The sequence below is a fragment of the Motilibacter peucedani genome (genome assembly GCF_003634695.1).
In the GTDB taxonomy this organism is placed as follows: Bacteria; Actinomycetota; Actinomycetes; order Motilibacterales; family Motilibacteraceae; genus Motilibacter; species Motilibacter peucedani.
This window is the reverse complement of sequence record NZ_RBWV01000010.1, coordinates 116656-133376: the sequence shown is the minus strand read 5'-3', so window position 1 is coordinate 133376 and position 16721 is coordinate 116656. Positions and strand designations below refer to the sequence as shown.

Annotated in this window: 16 protein-coding genes; 5 read left to right on the top strand and 11 right to left on the bottom strand. The window is 74.1% G+C overall.

All coding sequences use genetic code 11. The features are described from left to right. Window positions 1-54 precede the first annotated feature (54 nt). The 4 genes from CLV35_RS05535 to CLV35_RS05520 form a co-directional block, all read right to left on the bottom strand. Entirely contained in the window at window positions 55-723 is a 669-nt protein-coding gene (locus CLV35_RS05535) for a PKD domain-containing protein (RefSeq protein ID WP_121192484.1), read from the bottom strand. A 194-nt stretch (window positions 724-917) separates the two neighbouring features. Next, on the bottom strand, window positions 918-1469 hold the full coding sequence (locus tag CLV35_RS05530; protein ID WP_269203898.1) for a DUF6318 family protein: 552 nt from the start codon (window positions 1467-1469) through the stop codon (window positions 918-920). Between the two features lie 160 nt (window positions 1470-1629). Then, a complete protein-coding gene (gene ligD / locus CLV35_RS05525) occupies window positions 1630-2604 on the bottom strand; it encodes a non-homologous end-joining DNA ligase (protein ID WP_231121531.1) in 975 nt (324 codons plus the stop codon). Next, entirely contained in the window at window positions 2601-4634 is a 2034-nt protein-coding gene (locus tag CLV35_RS05520; protein WP_231121530.1) for an ATP-dependent DNA helicase, read from the bottom strand. Before CLV35_RS05520 ends, ligD begins: the two co-directional genes overlap by 4 nt. Before the next feature lie 124 nt (window positions 4635-4758). On the opposite strand from CLV35_RS05520, the gene CLV35_RS05515 reads away from it, so the two are divergent. Continuing rightward, on the top strand, window positions 4759-5511 hold the full coding sequence (locus tag CLV35_RS05515; protein WP_183061745.1) for an SDR family NAD(P)-dependent oxidoreductase: 753 nt from the start codon (window positions 4759-4761) through the stop codon (window positions 5509-5511). A gap of 58 nt (window positions 5512-5569) precedes the next feature. Here CLV35_RS05515 and CLV35_RS05510 read toward each other — a convergent pair whose 3' ends face one another. The 7 genes from CLV35_RS05510 to miaB form a co-directional block, all read right to left on the bottom strand. Continuing rightward, entirely contained in the window at window positions 5570-5800 is a 231-nt protein-coding gene (locus CLV35_RS05510; protein WP_121192480.1) for a hypothetical protein, read from the bottom strand. A 122-nt stretch (window positions 5801-5922) separates the two neighbouring features. Further along, the gene (gene hflX / locus CLV35_RS05505) at window positions 5923-7413 is read right to left on the bottom strand and encodes a GTPase HflX (protein ID WP_121192479.1); all 1491 of its coding nucleotides are present in this window, start codon (window positions 7411-7413) and stop codon (window positions 5923-5925) included. A 102-nt stretch (window positions 7414-7515) separates the two neighbouring features. Continuing rightward, a complete protein-coding gene (gene dapF, locus CLV35_RS05500) occupies window positions 7516-8352 on the bottom strand; it encodes a diaminopimelate epimerase (RefSeq protein ID WP_121192478.1) in 837 nt (278 codons plus the stop codon). A 22-nt stretch (window positions 8353-8374) separates the two neighbouring features. After that, window positions 8375-9412, bottom strand: a complete 1038-nt coding sequence (locus CLV35_RS05495) for a gamma-glutamyltransferase (RefSeq protein ID WP_147431884.1) — start codon at window positions 9410-9412, stop codon at window positions 8375-8377. Between the two features lie 49 nt (window positions 9413-9461). Beyond that, complete coding sequence (gene miaA / locus CLV35_RS05490; protein WP_407938193.1) at window positions 9462-10391, bottom strand: tRNA (adenosine(37)-N6)-dimethylallyltransferase MiaA; 930 nt, start codon at window positions 10389-10391, stop codon at window positions 9462-9464. Continuing rightward, window positions 10364-11041: a class III extradiol ring-cleavage dioxygenase family protein gene (locus CLV35_RS05485; RefSeq protein WP_231121529.1), complete on the bottom strand. Its 678-nt coding sequence runs from the start codon at window positions 11039-11041 to the stop codon at window positions 10364-10366. Before CLV35_RS05485 ends, miaA begins: the two co-directional genes overlap by 28 nt. A 48-nt stretch (window positions 11042-11089) precedes the next feature. Then, window positions 11090-12562 carry a tRNA (N6-isopentenyl adenosine(37)-C2)-methylthiotransferase MiaB gene (gene miaB / locus CLV35_RS05480; RefSeq protein WP_231121528.1) on the bottom strand — a complete coding sequence of 491 codons (1473 nt, stop codon included), beginning with the start codon at window positions 12560-12562 and terminating at the stop codon, window positions 11090-11092. A 114-nt stretch (window positions 12563-12676) separates the two neighbouring features. On the opposite strand from miaB, the gene CLV35_RS05475 reads away from it, so the two are divergent. From CLV35_RS05475 to rny, 4 genes are all read left to right on the top strand, one after another. Then, entirely contained in the window at window positions 12677-12868 is a 192-nt protein-coding gene (locus CLV35_RS05475) for a DUF3046 domain-containing protein (RefSeq protein WP_121192473.1), read from the top strand. 228 nt (window positions 12869-13096) lie between these two features. Continuing rightward, window positions 13097-14173, top strand: a complete 1077-nt coding sequence (gene recA, locus CLV35_RS05470; protein ID WP_121192472.1) for a recombinase RecA — start codon at window positions 13097-13099, stop codon at window positions 14171-14173. Between the two features lie 6 nt (window positions 14174-14179). After that, the gene (locus CLV35_RS05465; protein WP_121192471.1) at window positions 14180-14845 is read left to right on the top strand and encodes a regulatory protein RecX; all 666 of its coding nucleotides are present in this window, start codon (window positions 14180-14182) and stop codon (window positions 14843-14845) included. A 177-nt stretch (window positions 14846-15022) separates the two neighbouring features. Further along, entirely contained in the window at window positions 15023-16684 is a 1662-nt protein-coding gene (gene rny, locus CLV35_RS05460) for a ribonuclease Y (protein WP_121192470.1), read from the top strand. Window positions 16685-16721: the final 37 nt, after the last annotated feature.

Below are 16721 nucleotides of genomic sequence, written 5' to 3'. Positions count from 1 at the left end.
AGCAGTGATCGGGCCCCTTGAACAGGGCGAGTACGCCGAATGTGGACGACCGGCTCAGTCCGGGTCCTCCACCAGGACGCTACGCGCTGACGCGACCGCGAGTGACACCGGTGTACCTGCCGCCTCCACGCGGTCGGGCACCTCGTGCCACGTGCTCTCGTCCTGCCGCTTGAACTTGCCCGCCCACACCACGGTCACCGAGGGCTCGTGGGTCACGCCGGCGGCGCGGTAGGCGTGGGTGACGGTCTGGTGCGGGTACGCGGCGCCCGGGTCCGAGCTGGTGCTGCTCGTGCCGTCGCCGAAGTGCCACACGAACTGCACCGGCGTCGCGACGAAGTCGATGCGCTCGACGACGAGGTCGACGTCCGGGAAGCTGCGCGGCACGGCCTCGGTGTAGAAGACGGTGTCCAGGCCGACGAGCGTGCGACCCGCTGGCTGCGCGTGCAGCACACCTCGTGCGACGGGCAGGCGGCGGAAGGCGGAGTAGATGTCGGTCAGGCTCGCCCGAGGTTTGTCTCCTGGTGTCCTGCACTCCTCGCCGCCGATGATCCAGGGGTTCTCGAGCGCCGGGTTCAGGCGGTCCACCTGCTGCAGCCAGCGGTACATCATCAGCTGCGGGGCGGTGCAGGAGCCGGTCGAGTTGGCGCATCCGGCGTCCGTGCCGCCCGGCGTGTTGCCGCCGCACGCCTGCGTGAATGCAACGCGGTTGTAGTAGCGCGGCATAGACGCGGGATTGGCATCAGCACCTGAGTCCGTATCCGTGCTTCCGCCGTTCGATACCTCGAAACTAGGGTCCTGACAGCGCTGACAGACTGAGACATCCGGTTCGTCGGCGGAAGCATTGCCCAGCGGCAAGCATGAAGCGGTGAACGCAAGCAGCAGCGGCAGAGCGATACCGGCACGTTCGCCTGCATGCCTCACTTGAGGATCACCACGCGCAATACTTGCCAGGCACCGTCGCGAAAGATGAGGTCGTATCGGTTGACGTCCCCCTGCGACGCAGGCTCCACAATCTTGACACTGCCATCGGGCTTCCGCAGTACGAGCCCGCTCGCCGAGTAGTCGACAACGACCTGCCGGACACCCGGCGCCGTCTCACCACTGGCAATGACCTTTTTGATCGTGGTGGTTCCGCGCAGCACAGTCTCCTCTGCGGCGTAGATCGCGCGGATGCTGCTGATGTAGCGAGCGCACGTCTTGCAAGAAGAGGCGCTTAATGCGCGGACTTCGTCGATGTCGCCCGTCTTGTACGCATTGTTCACGACCGCGATGTAGTGACGAACGGCGCGCTCAGCAGAAGCCACAGTGTTCTTCTCGCCCGCGGGCGCAACCGTCGGAGTCGGCGTCGGCGTAGCACTAGGCGCGACCGGAGCTGACGCCACCGCAGTAGCCGGACCGGTTGACGCACCGGCTCCAGCCGTACTGCCCCCTCCACAGCCGCTCAGCCCACCCACGAGCGCGAGGACCATCAGCGCGAGGGCGCCACGGCGTACCGTCCGTTCGATGCACATGGGCGTCGACTCTAGGAAGTCCTCGCGGACCGCGACTCCGGTTTTCCACAAGGTGTGACGAACTCGGACCCGTCCGGCGCAAGCGGCTCACGGAACGCGCATGACGGTGAGCGGCGGGTCAGCCCTGCGCCTCGACGCGTACCTGCGCGGGCGCCTTGTCCGGCCGCAGCCCTCGCCACGACGGGTGGCGCAGCCGATGGTCCGGCGTCCAGTTGCCGAACTCGACCTCGCCGACGAGCTCGGGCCGCACCCACGTGACGTCGCGCACCGCGGCGGTCGGCAGCTGCTCGCCGAAGGCTGGCCGCGCCACCACGAGGGGTCGCAGCACCGAGAGAAGCTGGTCGAGCACGGCTCCGGTGAACCCGGTGCCCACGTTGCCGACGTAGAGCAGGCGGCCGTCGGCGTCGTGCACGCCCAGCAGCAGCGAGCCGATCATGCCCGTGCGACGCCCGGACCCAGCTTTCCACCCGCCGATGACGACCTCCTGGGTGGCGAAGTTCTTGACCTTGACCCAGTCCGCCGACCGCCGCCCCGGCTCGTAGACCGAGCTCAGCCGCTTGGCCATCACGCCCTCGAGCTCCTGCGCCCGCGAGATCTCGAGCGCCTGCTCCCCCGTGAGCCCGTCGAGCGCCGGCGGCACGTCCCAGTGGCCGCTGCGCAGCTCGAGGTCCTCGAGGCGCCGGCGGCGCTCGGCGTAGGGCAGGTCGAGCAGCGACTCGCCACCGCGTACGAGCAGGTCGAAGACGAGCAGCGACACCGGCACCTTGGCCGCCGCGGCGCGGACGGCGGCGGCACCGCGTACGTGCATCCGCTGCTGCAGCGCGGCGAAGGACACCGTGCCCGCCGCGTCGAAGCCCACGATCTCGCCGTCGAGGACGACCTGATCGGGCAGCGACGCGAGGCCGGCGAGCTCCGGGTAGGCGCCCGAGACCTCGAGGTCGTTGCGCGAGAGCACCGAGAGGCGGCCGGCACCGGCGTAGACGATGGCGCGTACGCCGTCCCACTTCATCTCGTAGCCCCACTGCGCGTCGTCAGCGGGGCTCGGCAGCCGTCCCGGCGAGGCGAGCATCGGCCGGATGCGCTCAGGCGTCATGCCGGAGCGGCTGCTGAGGCGGCTCCCGCACGCGGCGGCGGGAGGCGTACGGGCAGCGGCGGCGGGGCGGCCTCGTCGATGCGACGCAGCGCTGCCAGCGCGGCGTCCTTGCTGCGCGTCGTCCAGAACGGAGGCAGCGACGCCCGCAGGAACGGGGAGTACGCAGCGGTGGCCAACCGCGGGTCGAGCACCGCCACGACGCCGCGGTCGTCGACGCGCCGCAGCAGGCGTCCCGCGCCCTGCGCCAGGCGCAGCGCCGCGTGCGCCGCGTAGACCGTGCGGAAGCCCGCCGGGCCGGCCGCGTCCTTGCGGGCCGCCATCAGCGGGTCGTCGGGCCGCGGGAAGGGTATGCGGTCGATGACCACGAGCTGCAGGGCAGAGCCCGGCACGTCGACGCCCTGCCAGAGCGACATCGTCCCGAACAGGCAGGTCGCCGCGTCACCCGCGAACATCCGCACCAGCTCGGGGGTCGACTCGTCGCCCTGGAGCAGGATCGGCAGGTCGAGCTGCTCGCGCAGCACCTCGGCGGCCTCCCGCGCGGCGCGCATCGAGGAGAAGAGCCCGAGCGTGCGCCCTCCCGCGGCCCGCACGAGGTCGCCGAGCTCGGCGAGCACCTCGGGCGGCATGGCGTCGCGCCCAGGCGGCGGCAGGTGCGCAGCGGTGTAGAGGATCCCCTGGCGCGCCGCGTCGAAGGGGGTGCCGACGTCGAGGCCCGACCACGACGTACCGGGCACCTGCTCGCCATCGGTGCTCCGGGCACCGAGCCCCAGGCCGCGGGCCACGAGGTCGAACGAGCCGCCGAGCTCGAGCGTCGCGGACGTGCAGATGACGGTCTTCTCGGCGAATAGCCGCTCGCGCAGCAGCCCGGCGACCGACAGAGGGGCGACGTGCAGGCTGCGCCCGGGCATGGGCCCCCGCTCGGTCACCGTCACCCAGCAGACGTCGTGCGCGCTGCCGCCGAGCACCCGCTCGGACACCTCGAACGCCGTGTCGACCAGCGCCCGGGCCATGCGGCGCGCGCCGTCGTCGGCGTCCTTCGCCTTGGCCAGCCCCGAGGAGCAGCTGCGCGCCGCGTCGCGCACCAGCACCAGGGCGTCGGCCAGCTGCTCGGGCAGCGAGGCCCCGAAGCGCCCGGGCGGGCACGCGTCGAGCGCGTCACCGAGCTCGCGCGCGGCGTCCATCAGGTCGTCCACGCCGTCGTCGACCAGCCGGCCCGCACGCTGTGCCGCGCGCTCGACCATGCCTGCGGTGAGCTCGTCGGTCGCCACTCCGGTGACGCGGTCGACCAGCTCGTGGGCCTCGTCGATCACGCACACGTCGTGCTGGGGAAGCACCTCGAAGCTCTCCATCGCGTCGATGGCGAGCAGGGCGTGGTTGGTGACGACGACGTCTGCCTGGGCGGCACGCCCCCGCGCCCGCTCGGCGAAGCACTCCTCTCCGAAGGAGCACTTCTGGGCGCCGACGCACTCGCGGGCCGACACGCTGATCTGTCGCCAGGCGCGCGGCGACACCGAGGGCACCAGCTCGTCGCGGTCGCCGCTGTCGGTCTGCTCGGCCCACTCCCGCGCCCGGGTGACCTCGCGCCCCAGCGGTGTCGACGGAGCGGAGAACAGCGCCTGCGGGTCGTCGTCGGGCACCGCGCCCGCGATCCTGGCCTTGCACGCGTAGTTGCTGCGGCCCTTGAGGATGGCGTAGCTCGGGGTGCGGCCCAGCACCGGCGCGACCGCGTCGACCAGGCGGGGCAGGTCGCGGTCGACGATCTGCGCTTGCAGCGCGATCGTGGCCGTGGCCACGACGACCGGGCCCTCCCCCGCCGAGGCGTGCAGGAGCGAAGGGACGAGGTAGGCCAGGGACTTGCCGGTGCCGGTGCCTGCCTGCACGAGCAGGTGCTCGCCGGTCTCCATCGCGTCGGCGACCGCCTCGGCCATGCGGACCTGGCCCGGGCGCTCGGCCCCGCCGAGCGCAGCGACGGCCGCCGCGAGGGTCTCGCGGACCCCGGCGGCAGGACGCGTCGACGATGCCTCAGCCACGACGTACGAGCCTAGACGCTGCGCCGGCCGGCCCGAGCCCGTCGTCCACAGCGCACCGGGCCTTGACCGCCTCCGAGCAGGTGTGGCACCTTCCGCGGCACCGTCACCGCCGAAGGAGCCGCCCGTGACCACCAGCGTCGAGGGGCAGACCGCTGTCGTGGTCGGCGCCGGGTCGGGCATCGGTCGGGCCACCGCGCTGCTGCTCGCCGAGCGCGGCGCCCACGTCGTGTGCGTCGACCGGCTGGAGCAGGTCGCGGACACCGTGGCCCAGGCCCGCGACGCGGGCGGCTCGGCCAGCGCCCTCATCGCCGACGTCACCGAGCCGGCGACGGTCGTCGACGCCTTCGCCCGAGCCGCCGCCGAGCGGGGCCAGCTGCACGCCGTCGTCAACACCGCCGGCATCACCGGGCCGCAGGGGCGGCGCAGCCACGAGGTCGACGTCGCCGAGCTCGACCGCACCTACGCGGTGAACCTGCGCGGCGCGTACGTCGTGTCGCAGGAGGCGGTCCGGCACATGCTGCCGCACGGCTACGGCCGCATCGCCCACGTCGCCTCGATCGCGGGCAAGGAGGGCAATCCCGGCATGATCGGCTACTCCACGACCAAGGCGGGGCTCATCGGGATGGTGAAGGCGCAGGGCAAGGAGTACGCGCTGGACGGGATCACGGTCAACGCGCTGGCTCCCGCCGTCATCCAGACGCCGTTCCTGGACGACCAGCCGGCCGAGACGCTCGCCTACATGGCGGCCAAGATCCCGATGGGCCGCTTCGGGACGATGCAGGAGGCAGCAGAGCTGCTGGCCTGGATGGCGTCACCGGCGTGCAGCTTCACCACGGGGTTCACGTTCGACCTGTCCGGCGGCCGGGCGACCTACTGACGCCAGGCGCCGACCGGGCGCGGCCGCTCCCCCGTCGAGGCGGCCGCGCCGGGGCGGGCTAGAGCTTGCTGAACTTCGGGCTGTCGGCCGCGACGCGCTGCATCGTGTTGTTGAAGTCGACGAGCACGATGTTGCCCGGCTCGACAGCGACGACCCGCCCGAGGCCGTGCCGGTCGTGGCAGACGCGGTCGTCGACCTCGTAGGTCTCCACCGGGGCGGCGGGCTGCTCCGGCTGGTTGAACGGGCTTCCGGCGAGGACGCGCCGGGTGGTGGTGCGACGGGTTGTCATGCTCCAAGCGTCACACACATCCGACGCCGTGGGGACCGCCGCACCACCTTTTCTCGTCCCGCACGCACGGACGCGCGCCCCACGACTGCAGTCGTGGAGCGCGCGTCGGGCGCCTCGGAGGGTCAGGCCGTCGGCACGACCGCGTAGGCGTTGAGCTCGTGGGCCAGCGCAGCGCCGACCCGGGCGACGAGCCGGGTGCCTTCACCGAGGTGCTCCTCCACCAGCACCTCGCCGGCCGAGTGGACGCGGGCGACGAGGCCGCCCCGGTCGTAGGGCACGACGACCTCGACCTCGACGTCGGGGTGCGGCAGCGCGGCCTCGAGGGCCGAGCGCAGCTCGTCGAGCCCCTCGCCGGTGCGGGCCGAGACGACGACCGCGCTCGGCTCGTTGCGGACCAGGCGGTCGAGCACGGCCGGGTCGGCCGCGTCGGCCTTGTTGACCACGACGATCTCGCGGACGTCCTTGGCGCCGACCTCGCAGAGCACCTGGCGGACCGTGCTCAGCTGCAGCTCGGGGTGGGGGTGCGAGCCGTCGACCACGTGGAGCACGAGGTCGGCGTCCTTGACCTCCTCGAGCGTCGAGCGGAACGCCTCGACCAGCTGGTGGGGCAGGTGGCGCACGAACCCGACGGTGTCGGCGATCGTGTAGGGCCGCCCGTCGCTCGCCTCGGCCTTGCGGACGGTCGGGTCGAGCGTGGCGAACAGCGCGTTCTCCACCAGGACCCCGGCGCCCGTGAGCCGGTTGAGCAGGCTCGACTTGCCGGCGTTGGTGTAGCCGGCGATCGCGACGGCGGGCACGCCCTTGTAGCGGCGCTGCGAGCGCTGCGTGTCGCGGGCGGTGCCCATCTCCTTGATCTCGCGGCGCAGCTTGGCCATGGCGCCGCGGATGCGCCGGCGGTCGGTCTCGATCTTGGTCTCACCGGGACCACGGGTGCCGATGCCGCCACCGCCGGCGACGCGGCCACCGGCCTGGCGCGACATCGACTCGCCCCAGCCTCGCAGCCGCGGCAGCATGTACTGCATCTGCGCCAGCGAGACCTGCGCCTTGCCCTCACGGCTCTTCGCGTGCTGGGCGAAGATGTCGAGGATCAGGGCGGTGCGGTCGATGACCTTGACCTTGACCGCCTTCTCGAGCGCGATGAGCTGGCCGGGGGTCAGCTCGCCGTCGACCACGACGGTGTCGGCTCCGGTCGCGATGACCACCTCGCGCAGCTCGTTGGCCTTGCCCGAGCCGATGAACGTGGCGGCGTCCGGCTTGTCGCGGCGCTGCATCAGCGCGTCGAGCACCTCGGAGCCGGCCGTCTCGGCCAGCGCGGCCAGCTCGGCCATGCTGGTCTCGGCGTCCTGCACCGTGCCCTCGGTCCACACGCCGACGAGCACGACCCGCTCCAGGCGGAGCTGGCGGTACTCGACCTCGGTGACGTCCTCGAGCTCGGTGCTGAGCCCGACGACTCGGCGCAGGGCCTGGCGGTCGGAGAGGTCCAGCTGGTCGCCGTCGTAGCCGTCGAGCTGGTCGTCGGTCTCGTAGGGAGCACCCGGGGCGGCGTCCTCGTCGAGGGCTGCGGCGTAGCGGGTGTCGATGTCGGCCTCGGAGGCCACTGCTGGGTTCGTCATACGACGGTGTCAACGCTCCAGTGCAGGGGATGCTTCCCCGCCAGGGTCGCACGCGGCACCGACATCGTCATGCGAATACCGCCCGCCCCAGGCTCGTCGGGGTCAGCGCCCGAGCGCCACCACGTCCACGTCCAGCTCGGCGACCAGCACCGCCGGACCGGTCAGCTCCACCTCGCCGTCGGCCCGCAGCAGGACCGAGAGCCGGCCGCCGGGCACGTCGACCGTCCAGCGGTCGGGCGCTCCCGGCCCCGCGGCGCGGGCGGCGACGACCGCGGCGGCGGCCACACCCGTACCGCACGACGCCGTCTCACCGACCCCGCGCTCGTGCACCCGCATGGCGACGTGCGCCGGCCCGCGAACGGCGACGAACTCGACGTTGACCCCGTGCGGGAAGCTCTCGGCGGGCGTCACGACCGGCGGCTGCGCCAGCTCACCGGCGTCCTGCGGGTCGTCGACGAGGACGACGGCGTGCGGGTTGGGCAGGTGCAGGCCCGTCCCCGACCACGAGCCGGTCGGCGTCGACACCTGCACCGGGTCGGGCAGGAGCTCGGCGCTGCCCATGCTGACGGTGACCCGGCCGTCGGGCTCGAACCGTACGCTGCGCACCCCGCCCCGCGTCGCCACCGACAGCGGGCGGCTGGGGTCGACCCACCCGTGCTGGGCGAGGAAGCGGGCGAAGACGCGTACGCCGTTGCCGCACATCTCGGCGACACTGCCGTCGGCGTTGCGGTAGTCCATGAACCACTCGGCCTCGCCCGCCTGGTCTGCCACCTCGGGCGCCAGGTCGGTGGGGACGACGCGGACCAGGCCGTCGGCGCCGACGCCGGCACGACGGTCGCACAGCGCGACGACCAGCTCCGGGGCGATCTCGAGGGACCCGTCCCGGTCAGGGACCAGCACGAAGTCGTTCCTGGTGCCATGGCCCTTGACGACGCGCATGGGACCCAGTCTGCCCGACGGGTCAGGGCGTCCCCGAGCCGTGCACCACCGCGGCGCTGCCGCCGCGCCGGCCGTCGGCAGCCGCGTGCACCTGGCCGTCGGGGTCGAGCTCCACCGCGAGCACGGCAGCCGGCTGGGCGCGCAGTACCGCGTCCAGGGGAGCACCGCGCAGGACGCGGTCGCGCAGCACCTCACGCTGCCCGGCGAGCGCGTCGACGCCTCCCGGCACCGGCTTGCGACCCGTGGTGGCCGCGACGGCGAGCTCGACGCTCGCCGGCTGCGGTGCAGCCGCCGAGCGCAGGACGACGCTCGGGAGCGCGTCGCCGCACGCGCCGGGCAGCGCCGAGCCGAGCACGAGCCCGCTGCCGCCGAGCGCCTCGCCGCTGCCCCCCCGCCGACCCATCGAGCTGACGACGGCGGTGACGTCGCCGCGACGGTCGGCGACGAGCACCGAGACGTACGCGTCGGCCGCCACGTGCCCGCGGGTCCCGACCACGCCGCCGGCGACGCGGAACGCTCCCTCCGCTCGCGCGGTCAGCGTGCGCACGACCGGCCGCGCCGGCTCCGCCGCCGCGAGGGCCGTGGGTCGACCGGCCTGGAGGTCGCGCACGGTGCGGCCGAGCGCGCCGTGAGCCAGGGTGCGCGCGTCGGCGAGCAGCGTCTCGAGCGGCAGGGACCCCCACGTGCGCGCCGCGAGCGCCCAGGCCGCGTAGGCGCCGGCGGGCGAGCACCCGTCGACCATGCGGATGCTGCCGTCCGCCCCGTCGACGTGCAGCACGGCAGACCCGCCCCCCAGTCCGCCGGCCGCGGGCGAGCGCACCGCGAGGACGGCCGCGGCCGCGAGGGCGGCGTCGACCGAGCCTCCGCCGTCGGCGAGCACGGCCTGGGCCGTGCGCGTGGCCTCGTCGTCGGTCGACACGACGCCTCCGCCGTAACCGACCGCCGAGGGCTCGCGGCCCGGGCCCGACACCGACGCGCCCAGCGGCGGCGGGACGACCAGCAGGGCGAGGAACGCAGCGCCGAGCAGCCCCATGAGCGGAGAGACCCGGCGTCGTTGCACCCTGGGCTCGTACCCGCTCCCCGGGGACTCCTCACGTCGGCTCGGCGCGTCACCCCGCGGCCGAGACCACCGCCAGCGACTGCTCCAGGACGTCTGCCCGGCCGGGGTCGAGCCACGTGATGCGCTGGTCGCGCCGGAACCACGACTCCTGCCGCCGCACGAAGCGCCGCGTGGCCTGCACGGTCTCGGCCCGCGCCTGCTCGAGCCCGATCTCGCCGTCGAGGGCGCGGAGCAGCTGGGCGTAGCCGAGGGCCCGGCGCGCCGTCACGCCGTCGCGCAGCCCGGAGCGCTCGGCCAGCGAGCGCACCTCGTCGACGAAGCCGGCGGCCCACATGCGCTCGACCCGTCGCTCGACGCGCTCGTCGAGCTCGACCCTCGAGGGGCGCAGGCCGAGCGTCACGGTGGGACGGACGTAGTCGATGGTGGCCGGCAGCACCGCGGCGAACGAGCCCTCGAGCTCGACCACCTCCAGCGCGCGGACGACGCGGCGGGCGTTGGACGGCTCGATCGCGGCGGCGGCCACCGGGTCGCGCGACGCGAGCTCGGCGTGCAGCGCCCCGGACCCCTCCGCGGCGAGGCGCATCTCGAAGTGCGCGCGCAGGTCGGCGTCGGTCGCCGGGAACTCGAACCGGTCGAGGACGGCGCGCACGTAGAGCCCCGACCCGCCGACCAGGACGGGGACGCGGCCGCGGGCCGCCACGTCGGCGATCGCCGCCCGGGCGAGCTCCTGGTAGCGCTTGACGTCGGCCGGCTCGGTCACGTCCCACACGTCGAGCACGTGGTGGGGGACGCCGCGCCGCTCCTCGGGCGTCGCCTTCGCCGTGCCGATGTCCATGCCGCGGTAGAGCTGCATGGAGTCGGCGTTCACGACCTCTCCGCCGAGGCGCAGCGCGAGCTCGACGCCCAGGGCGGTCTTGCCCGAGGCGGTCGGCCCGACGACGGCGACGACGGTCACGCGCGGGGCTCCCCACCGTGCCAGAGCGCGACGACGTAGCCGACGCCGTAGGGCGCCGTCGCGAGCAGCACCTCGCCGCGCGGCGGGCCGGCGCCGTCACGTGCCGCCATCGCCCCGAGCACCTGCCAGGGCGCCCGGCCGTCGACGGAGAGCTCCGCGCAGACCTCGGGGTCGAGCGCGAGCAGCGCCGCCGTGTCGCCGGCAGCGAGCGCCTGCTCGACGGCGTCGTCCAACGGGACGGCCCGCGGGTCCGGCCAGCGCGGCGAGCGGTCCTCGCGCCGGGCGCTGCCGTCACCGACGCACACGACCCCCAGCCGCTCGTCGGCGTCGGGAGCGAGGTCGGCGGCGCAGCGTACGCAGTCGTCGACCGTCGCGCCGCTCGTCACCGACCACAGGGTGCGCGGACCGGCCCAGCCGGCCCGGTCGAGCAGCCAGCCCCCGAGCGCGAGGCCGAGCGGCAGCCGCGCCGGGCCCGCGCCGCGTCCGAGCAGCAGCGGGAGGCCGTAGGGGGCGAGGTCGGCGCGGTCGTCGGCCGACCGCTCCCCCGTCGAGAGCCCGGTGGCGACGACGGCGACCCGGCTGACGCCGGCGTCGAGGACCTCGGCGACGGCGCGGTCGCACGCGCGGCGCAGCTCGTCGAGCTCCTGCGCGGCGCCGGCAGCGACCTCCGGCACCAGCGCGGGCGGGGAGGGTACGACTGCGGCTGAGACCAGCACGCGCGCTCAGCCGCAGACGGCGGCCGGGGCGACCGCGGCCGGGACGCCCACGGAGGGCAGCCCGAGCGGCACGGCGCGCCGCTGCGCGGGAGGGGCAGCCTGGGCAGCTGCCCAGGCGTCGCCACCGCGGGTGCGGCGCAGGCCGTGCGCGGGCTCGTCGGAGACCAGGTGGTGGGGGGCGGCGTAGGTGATGGTCGCCTGGACGACGTCACCGGGCCTCGGGGCCTCCCCCACCGGCGGGACGACGTGGACGAGCCGGTTGTCCCGGGCGCGGCCGGTCAGCCGTCGGGTGGCGGAGTCCTTGCGTCCCTCGCCCTCGGCGACCAGCACCTCGACGGTGCGCCCGACCTGCTTCTTCGCCTCGTCCCAGCTGACCTGCTCCTGCAGGGCGACCAGCCGCTCGTAGCGCTCCTGCACGACCTGCTTGGGGACCTGGCCGTCCATCTCGGCGGCGGGGGTGCCCGGGCGCTTGCTGTACTGGAACGTGAAGGCGCTGGCGAACCGCGCCTCGCGCACCACGTGGAGGGTCTGCTCGAAGTCGGCCTCGGTCTCGCCGGGGAAGCCGACGATGATGTCGGTCGTGATCGCGGCGTCCGGCAGGGACTCGCGCACCCGGTCGACGATCTGCAGGAACCGCTCCTGGCGGTAGGAGCGGCGCATGCGGCGCAGCACGTCGTCGGCGCCGGACTGCAGGGGCATGTGCAGGCTCGGCATCACGTTGGGCGTCTCGGCCATGGCCTCGACGACGTCGTCGGTGAAGTCGCGCGGGTGGGGGCTGGTGAAGCGCACGCGCTCCAGCCCCTCGACCGCGCCGCAGGCGCGCAGCAGCTTGGCGAACGCCGCCCGGTCGCCGAAGTCGGAGCCGTAGGCGTTGACGTTCTGGCCCAGCAGCGTGACCTCGACGACGCCCTCGGCGACCAGCGCCTGCACCTCGGCGAGCACGTCGCCGGGCCGGCGGTCCTTCTCCTTGCCGCGCAGGGCCGGCACGATGCAGAAGGTGCAGGTGTTGTTGCAGCCCACGCTCACCGACACCCAGCCGGCGTAGGGCGAGTCGCGGCGGGTCGGCAGCGTGCTGGGGAAGGTCTCGAGCGCGTCGAGGATCTCGACCTGGGCCTCGGCGTTGTGGCGGGCCCGCTCGAGCAGCACCGGCAGCGAGCCGATGTTGTGGGTGCCGAAGACGACGTCGACGTAGGGCGCCCGCCGCACGATCTCGCCGCGGTCCTTCTGCGCGAGGCACCCGCCCACCGCGATCTGCATGCCGGGGTTGGCGGCCTTGGCCGGTGCCAGGTGGCTCAGGTTGCCGTAGAGCTTGTTGTCGGCGTTCTCGCGCACTGCGCACGTGTTGAAGACGACCACGTCGGCGGCGTCGTCGCGCTCGGCGCGCTCGTAGCCCGCAGCCTCCAGCAGGCCGGAGAGCCGCTCGGAGTCGTGGACGTTCATCTGGCAGCCGTAGGTGCGGACGGCATAGGTGCGAGACACGACGAGAAGCGTACGGGCCCGGGCTGACGAGCGGCCGCTCGTCCACAGGGCTGCTCCCCGCCTCGAGCTCCGCGACCGGCCTGGGGACGAGCACCCGGGTGGCATGCTGGGAGGGTGAGGCTCTCGACCTTCAACGAGCGCATGCAGGAGGCGTTCGGCGCCCAGGCGTCGTGGCTCGCGCGCGACCACGTCTTCGCGGGCCTCGGCCAGCGCACCGTCCAGCAGGCGCTCGACGCCGGCGAGGACGCCCGTGAGGTGTGGCTGGTCGTGCACAGCGAGATGCGGCTGCCGGCGACGCTGCGCTGATCCTCCGCTGCGCTCTCCGCTCGGCCGTCCAGGTCCACGGCGTGTCGCTTGCCGGTCGAACACGTGTTCGGCTCTACTTGACAGGTGCCGGCGGCGCGCCGGCACGTGTGACGCGCAGGGTTCCTCCACAGGTCGGGCACTCCGGGGCGTCGTCGGTCCACAGGCCCGGCGCTCGTGCGGTGACCTTGTCAGTGCCCAGCCCTACCGTCTGGAGACGTGGCCAAACCGATGAGCAGCACCAAGACCGGGAGGATCTCCGTGGCACCTGCAGCGGACCGCAGCAAGGCACTCGACACCGCGCTCTCGCAGATCGAGCGCCAGTTCGGCAAGGGCTCGGTGATGCGGCTGGGCGACGAGGGCCGTGCGCCGGTCGAGGTGATCCCGACCGGGTCGATCGCCCTCGACGTCGCCCTCGGCATCGGCGGCCTCCCCCGCGGCCGCATCATCGAGGTCTACGGGCCGGAGTCCTCCGGCAAGACGACCGTCGCCCTGCACGCGGTGGCCAGCGCCCAGCGCGCCGGCGGCATCGCGGCCTTCATCGACGCCGAGCACGCGCTCGACCCTGAGTACGCGCGCAAGCTCGGCGTCGACACCGACGCCCTGCTCGTGTCGCAGCCCGACACCGGTGAGCAGGCGCTCGAGATCGCCGACATGCTCATCCGGTCCGGCGCGCTCGACATCATCGTGGTCGACTCGGTGGCGGCCCTCGTGCCCCGCGCCGAGATCGAGGGCGAGATGGGCGACTCCCACGTGGGTCTCCAGGCCCGGCTGATGAGCCAGGCGCTGCGCAAGATCACCGGTGCGTTGAGCCAGTCCGGCACCACCGCGATCTTCATCAACCAGCTGCGCGAGAAGATCGGCGTCTTCTTCGGCTCCCCCGAGACCACCACGGGTGGCAAGGCGCTGAAGTTCTACGCCTCCATCCGGCTCGACGTGCGCCGCATCGAGACCCTCAAGGACGGCGCCGAGCCCGTCGGCAACCGCACCCGCGTCAAGGTCGTCAAGAACAAGATGGCCCCGCCGTTCAAGCAGGCCGAGTTCGACATCCTCTACGGCATCGGCATCAGCCGCGAGGGCGGCCTGATCGACATGGGCGTCGAGCAGGGCTTCGTGCGCAAGTCCGGCGCCTGGTACACCTACGAGGGCGACCAGCTCGGACAGGGCAAGGAGAACGCCCGCGCCTTCTTGCGCGACAACCCCGACCTCGCCGACGAGATCGAGAAGAAGATCAAGGAGAAGATGGGCGTCGGGCCGCGCGTCGACGCGCCCGCTGAAGAGGTCGTCCCCGTCGACATCGACTTCTAGCGCCGGATGGGCTCCACGCACGACAGCGGCGCACCGGGTCTCGACGGCGGCGCACCGGGGAGCGGTGCCGCCGACCCCGGTGCCGCTGACCCCGGTGCCGCTGACCCCGGTGCGCCGGCCCGTCGGGGGCGGCGCGGCGGTAGGGGACGCCGGGGCGGCGAGGGCCAGGGCGGCGAGCCCCGGCGACCGGCGGACCCCGACGAGGCGGCGCGCGAGGTCGTCCTGCAGCAGCTGGGCCACGGCCCGCGCACGCGGGCCCAGCTGGCCAGCGTGCTGCGGGGGCGCGGCGTCCCCGACGGCGCGGCCGGCGCCGCGCTCGACCGCTTCACCGAGCTGGGCTACGTCGACGACGGCGCCTACGCCGACGCGTGGGTGCGCTCGAGGGCCCGCAGCAAGGGCCTGTCCCGCCGCATGCTGACCCGCGAGCTCCGCACCAAGGGCGTCGACGACCGGTTGATCGAGGACGCGCTCGAGGCGCTGCCCGACGGCGCCGAGGTCGAGGCCGCCCGCGAGCTGGCGCAGCGGCGCGCGCGCCGGATGGGCGGGCTCGAGCGCGAGGTCGCGCTGCGGCGGCTCGCCGGGCTGCTCGCGCGCAAGGGGCACGCACCGGGCCTCGCCCTGCGCGTCGCCCGCGAGGTCCTGGAGTCGGCGAGCGCCGAGCGCACCGGCTGACCGAGCGCGCTGACCGCCCGAGCGCGCTGCCTGCCCCGGGTGCGCTGACTGCCCCGAGCGCGCTGACCGCCCGAGCCCACCGGGACGGTCGACGGGCCCCGCTCGCCGCCCTCCGAGGTTGAGCGGCGACCCGTCCGGAGATCCTTGCTCTGCGGTGCCCGGAGGTGACGCCGCGCGCTGGTCCGCTGCACGGCGGGACGGGGCGCCCGGCGTACCGTAGGCGGCCTCCCCGCCGCACAGGCGGACATCGCTGGTCGAGAGGGGTCGGTCGTGGACGGCGGGGCGGCGGAGGTCCTCGCGCTGCTCGTGCTGGGCGTCGTGGCGGTCCTCGCCCTGCTCGCGCTGGGCACCGTCGTGCTGCGCCACAAGGCCGAGGCCCACTCCGAGGCGACCCGCACCGCCGCCAACGCCGCCGCCGAGCGGGCGGCCAGCGAGGCCGCCCAGCAGCTCGTCGCCGCGGCCCGGGCGGAGGCCGCCGAGACCCGCGAGCGCGTCGAGCGCGAGCTCGTCGCGGCCCGCGACGACCTGCGACGGCTGCGCGAGGAGGTCGAGCGCCGGGAGCGCCGCATCGGCGAGCGGGAGGACCGGCTCGAGGCGGCGGCCGCCAAGGACGCCGAGCGCCAGCGGCTGCTCGCCGAGCGCGAGGCTCAGCTCGCGACCCGGGCCGAAGAGCTGCACGACCTCGAGCAGGAGCGGGTCGCCGTCCTCGAGCGCACGGCAGGGCTCTCGCTGGCCGAGGCCCGCGCCGACCTGCTCGCCGTCGCCGAGCGGGCGGCCAAGCGCGACGCCGTCCTCCGGGTCCGCGAGATCGAGCGGCTCGCGCAGGAGGAGGGCGAGGCGCGCGCCCGCGAGGTCGTCACCTCCGCCATCCAGCGCGTCGCCTCGGAGCAGACGACCGAGTCGGTGGTCACGGCCCTGCACCTGCCGAGCGACGACCTCAAGGGCCGCATCATCGGGCGCGAGGGCCGCAACATCCGCGCGTTCGAGGCGGCGACCGGGGTCAACCTGCTCGTCGACGACACCCCCGAGGCCGTCCTGCTCTCGAGCTTCGACCCGGTGCGCCGCGAGGTCGCCCGCACGGCGCTCGAGGCGCTGGTGCTCGACGGGCGCATCCACCCCTCCCGGATCGAGGAGGCGGTCGAGCGAGCCCAGCGCGACGTCGACCAGCGCTGCCTCCGAGCCGCCGAGGACGCGCTGGCCGAGGTGGGGATCACCGAGGTCCACCCCGACGTCGTCGTGCTGCTCGGCAAGCTGCGCTTCCGCACGAGCTACGGGCAGAACGTGCTGCGCCACCTCGTCGAGAGCGCCCACCTGGCCGGCCTGATGGCCGCGGAGCTCGGCCTCGACGTGCCGCTGCTCAAGCGCGGCGCGTTCCTCCACGACATCGGCAAGGCGCTGACGCACGAGGCGCAGGGCAGCCACGCCCTCGTGGGGGCCGAGATCGCCAAGCGCTACGGCGAGGAGCCCGACGTCGTCCACGCGATCGAGGCGCACCACAACGAGGTCGAGCCCCGCACGGTCGAGGCCGTGCTCGTCCAGGCGGCCGACGCGATCAGCGGGTCGCGCCCGGGCGCGCGGCGCGAGCCGGTCGAGGCCTACGTCAAGCGGCTCGAACGGCTCGAGGAGATCGCCCACGCCCACGAGGGCGTCGACAAGGTCTTCGCCATGCAGGCCGGCCGCGAGCTGCGCGTCATGGTGCTGCCCGACCGCATCGACGACATCCAGGCGCAGGTGATCGCCCGCGAGATCGCCAAGCAGGTCGAGGACGAGATGACCTACCCCGGCCAGATCAAGGTCGTGGTCGTGCGCGAGTCGCGGGCGGTCGAGACCGCCCGCTGAAGTCGCTCGAGCGGTGAGTGTCGGTGGCGGCGGGCAT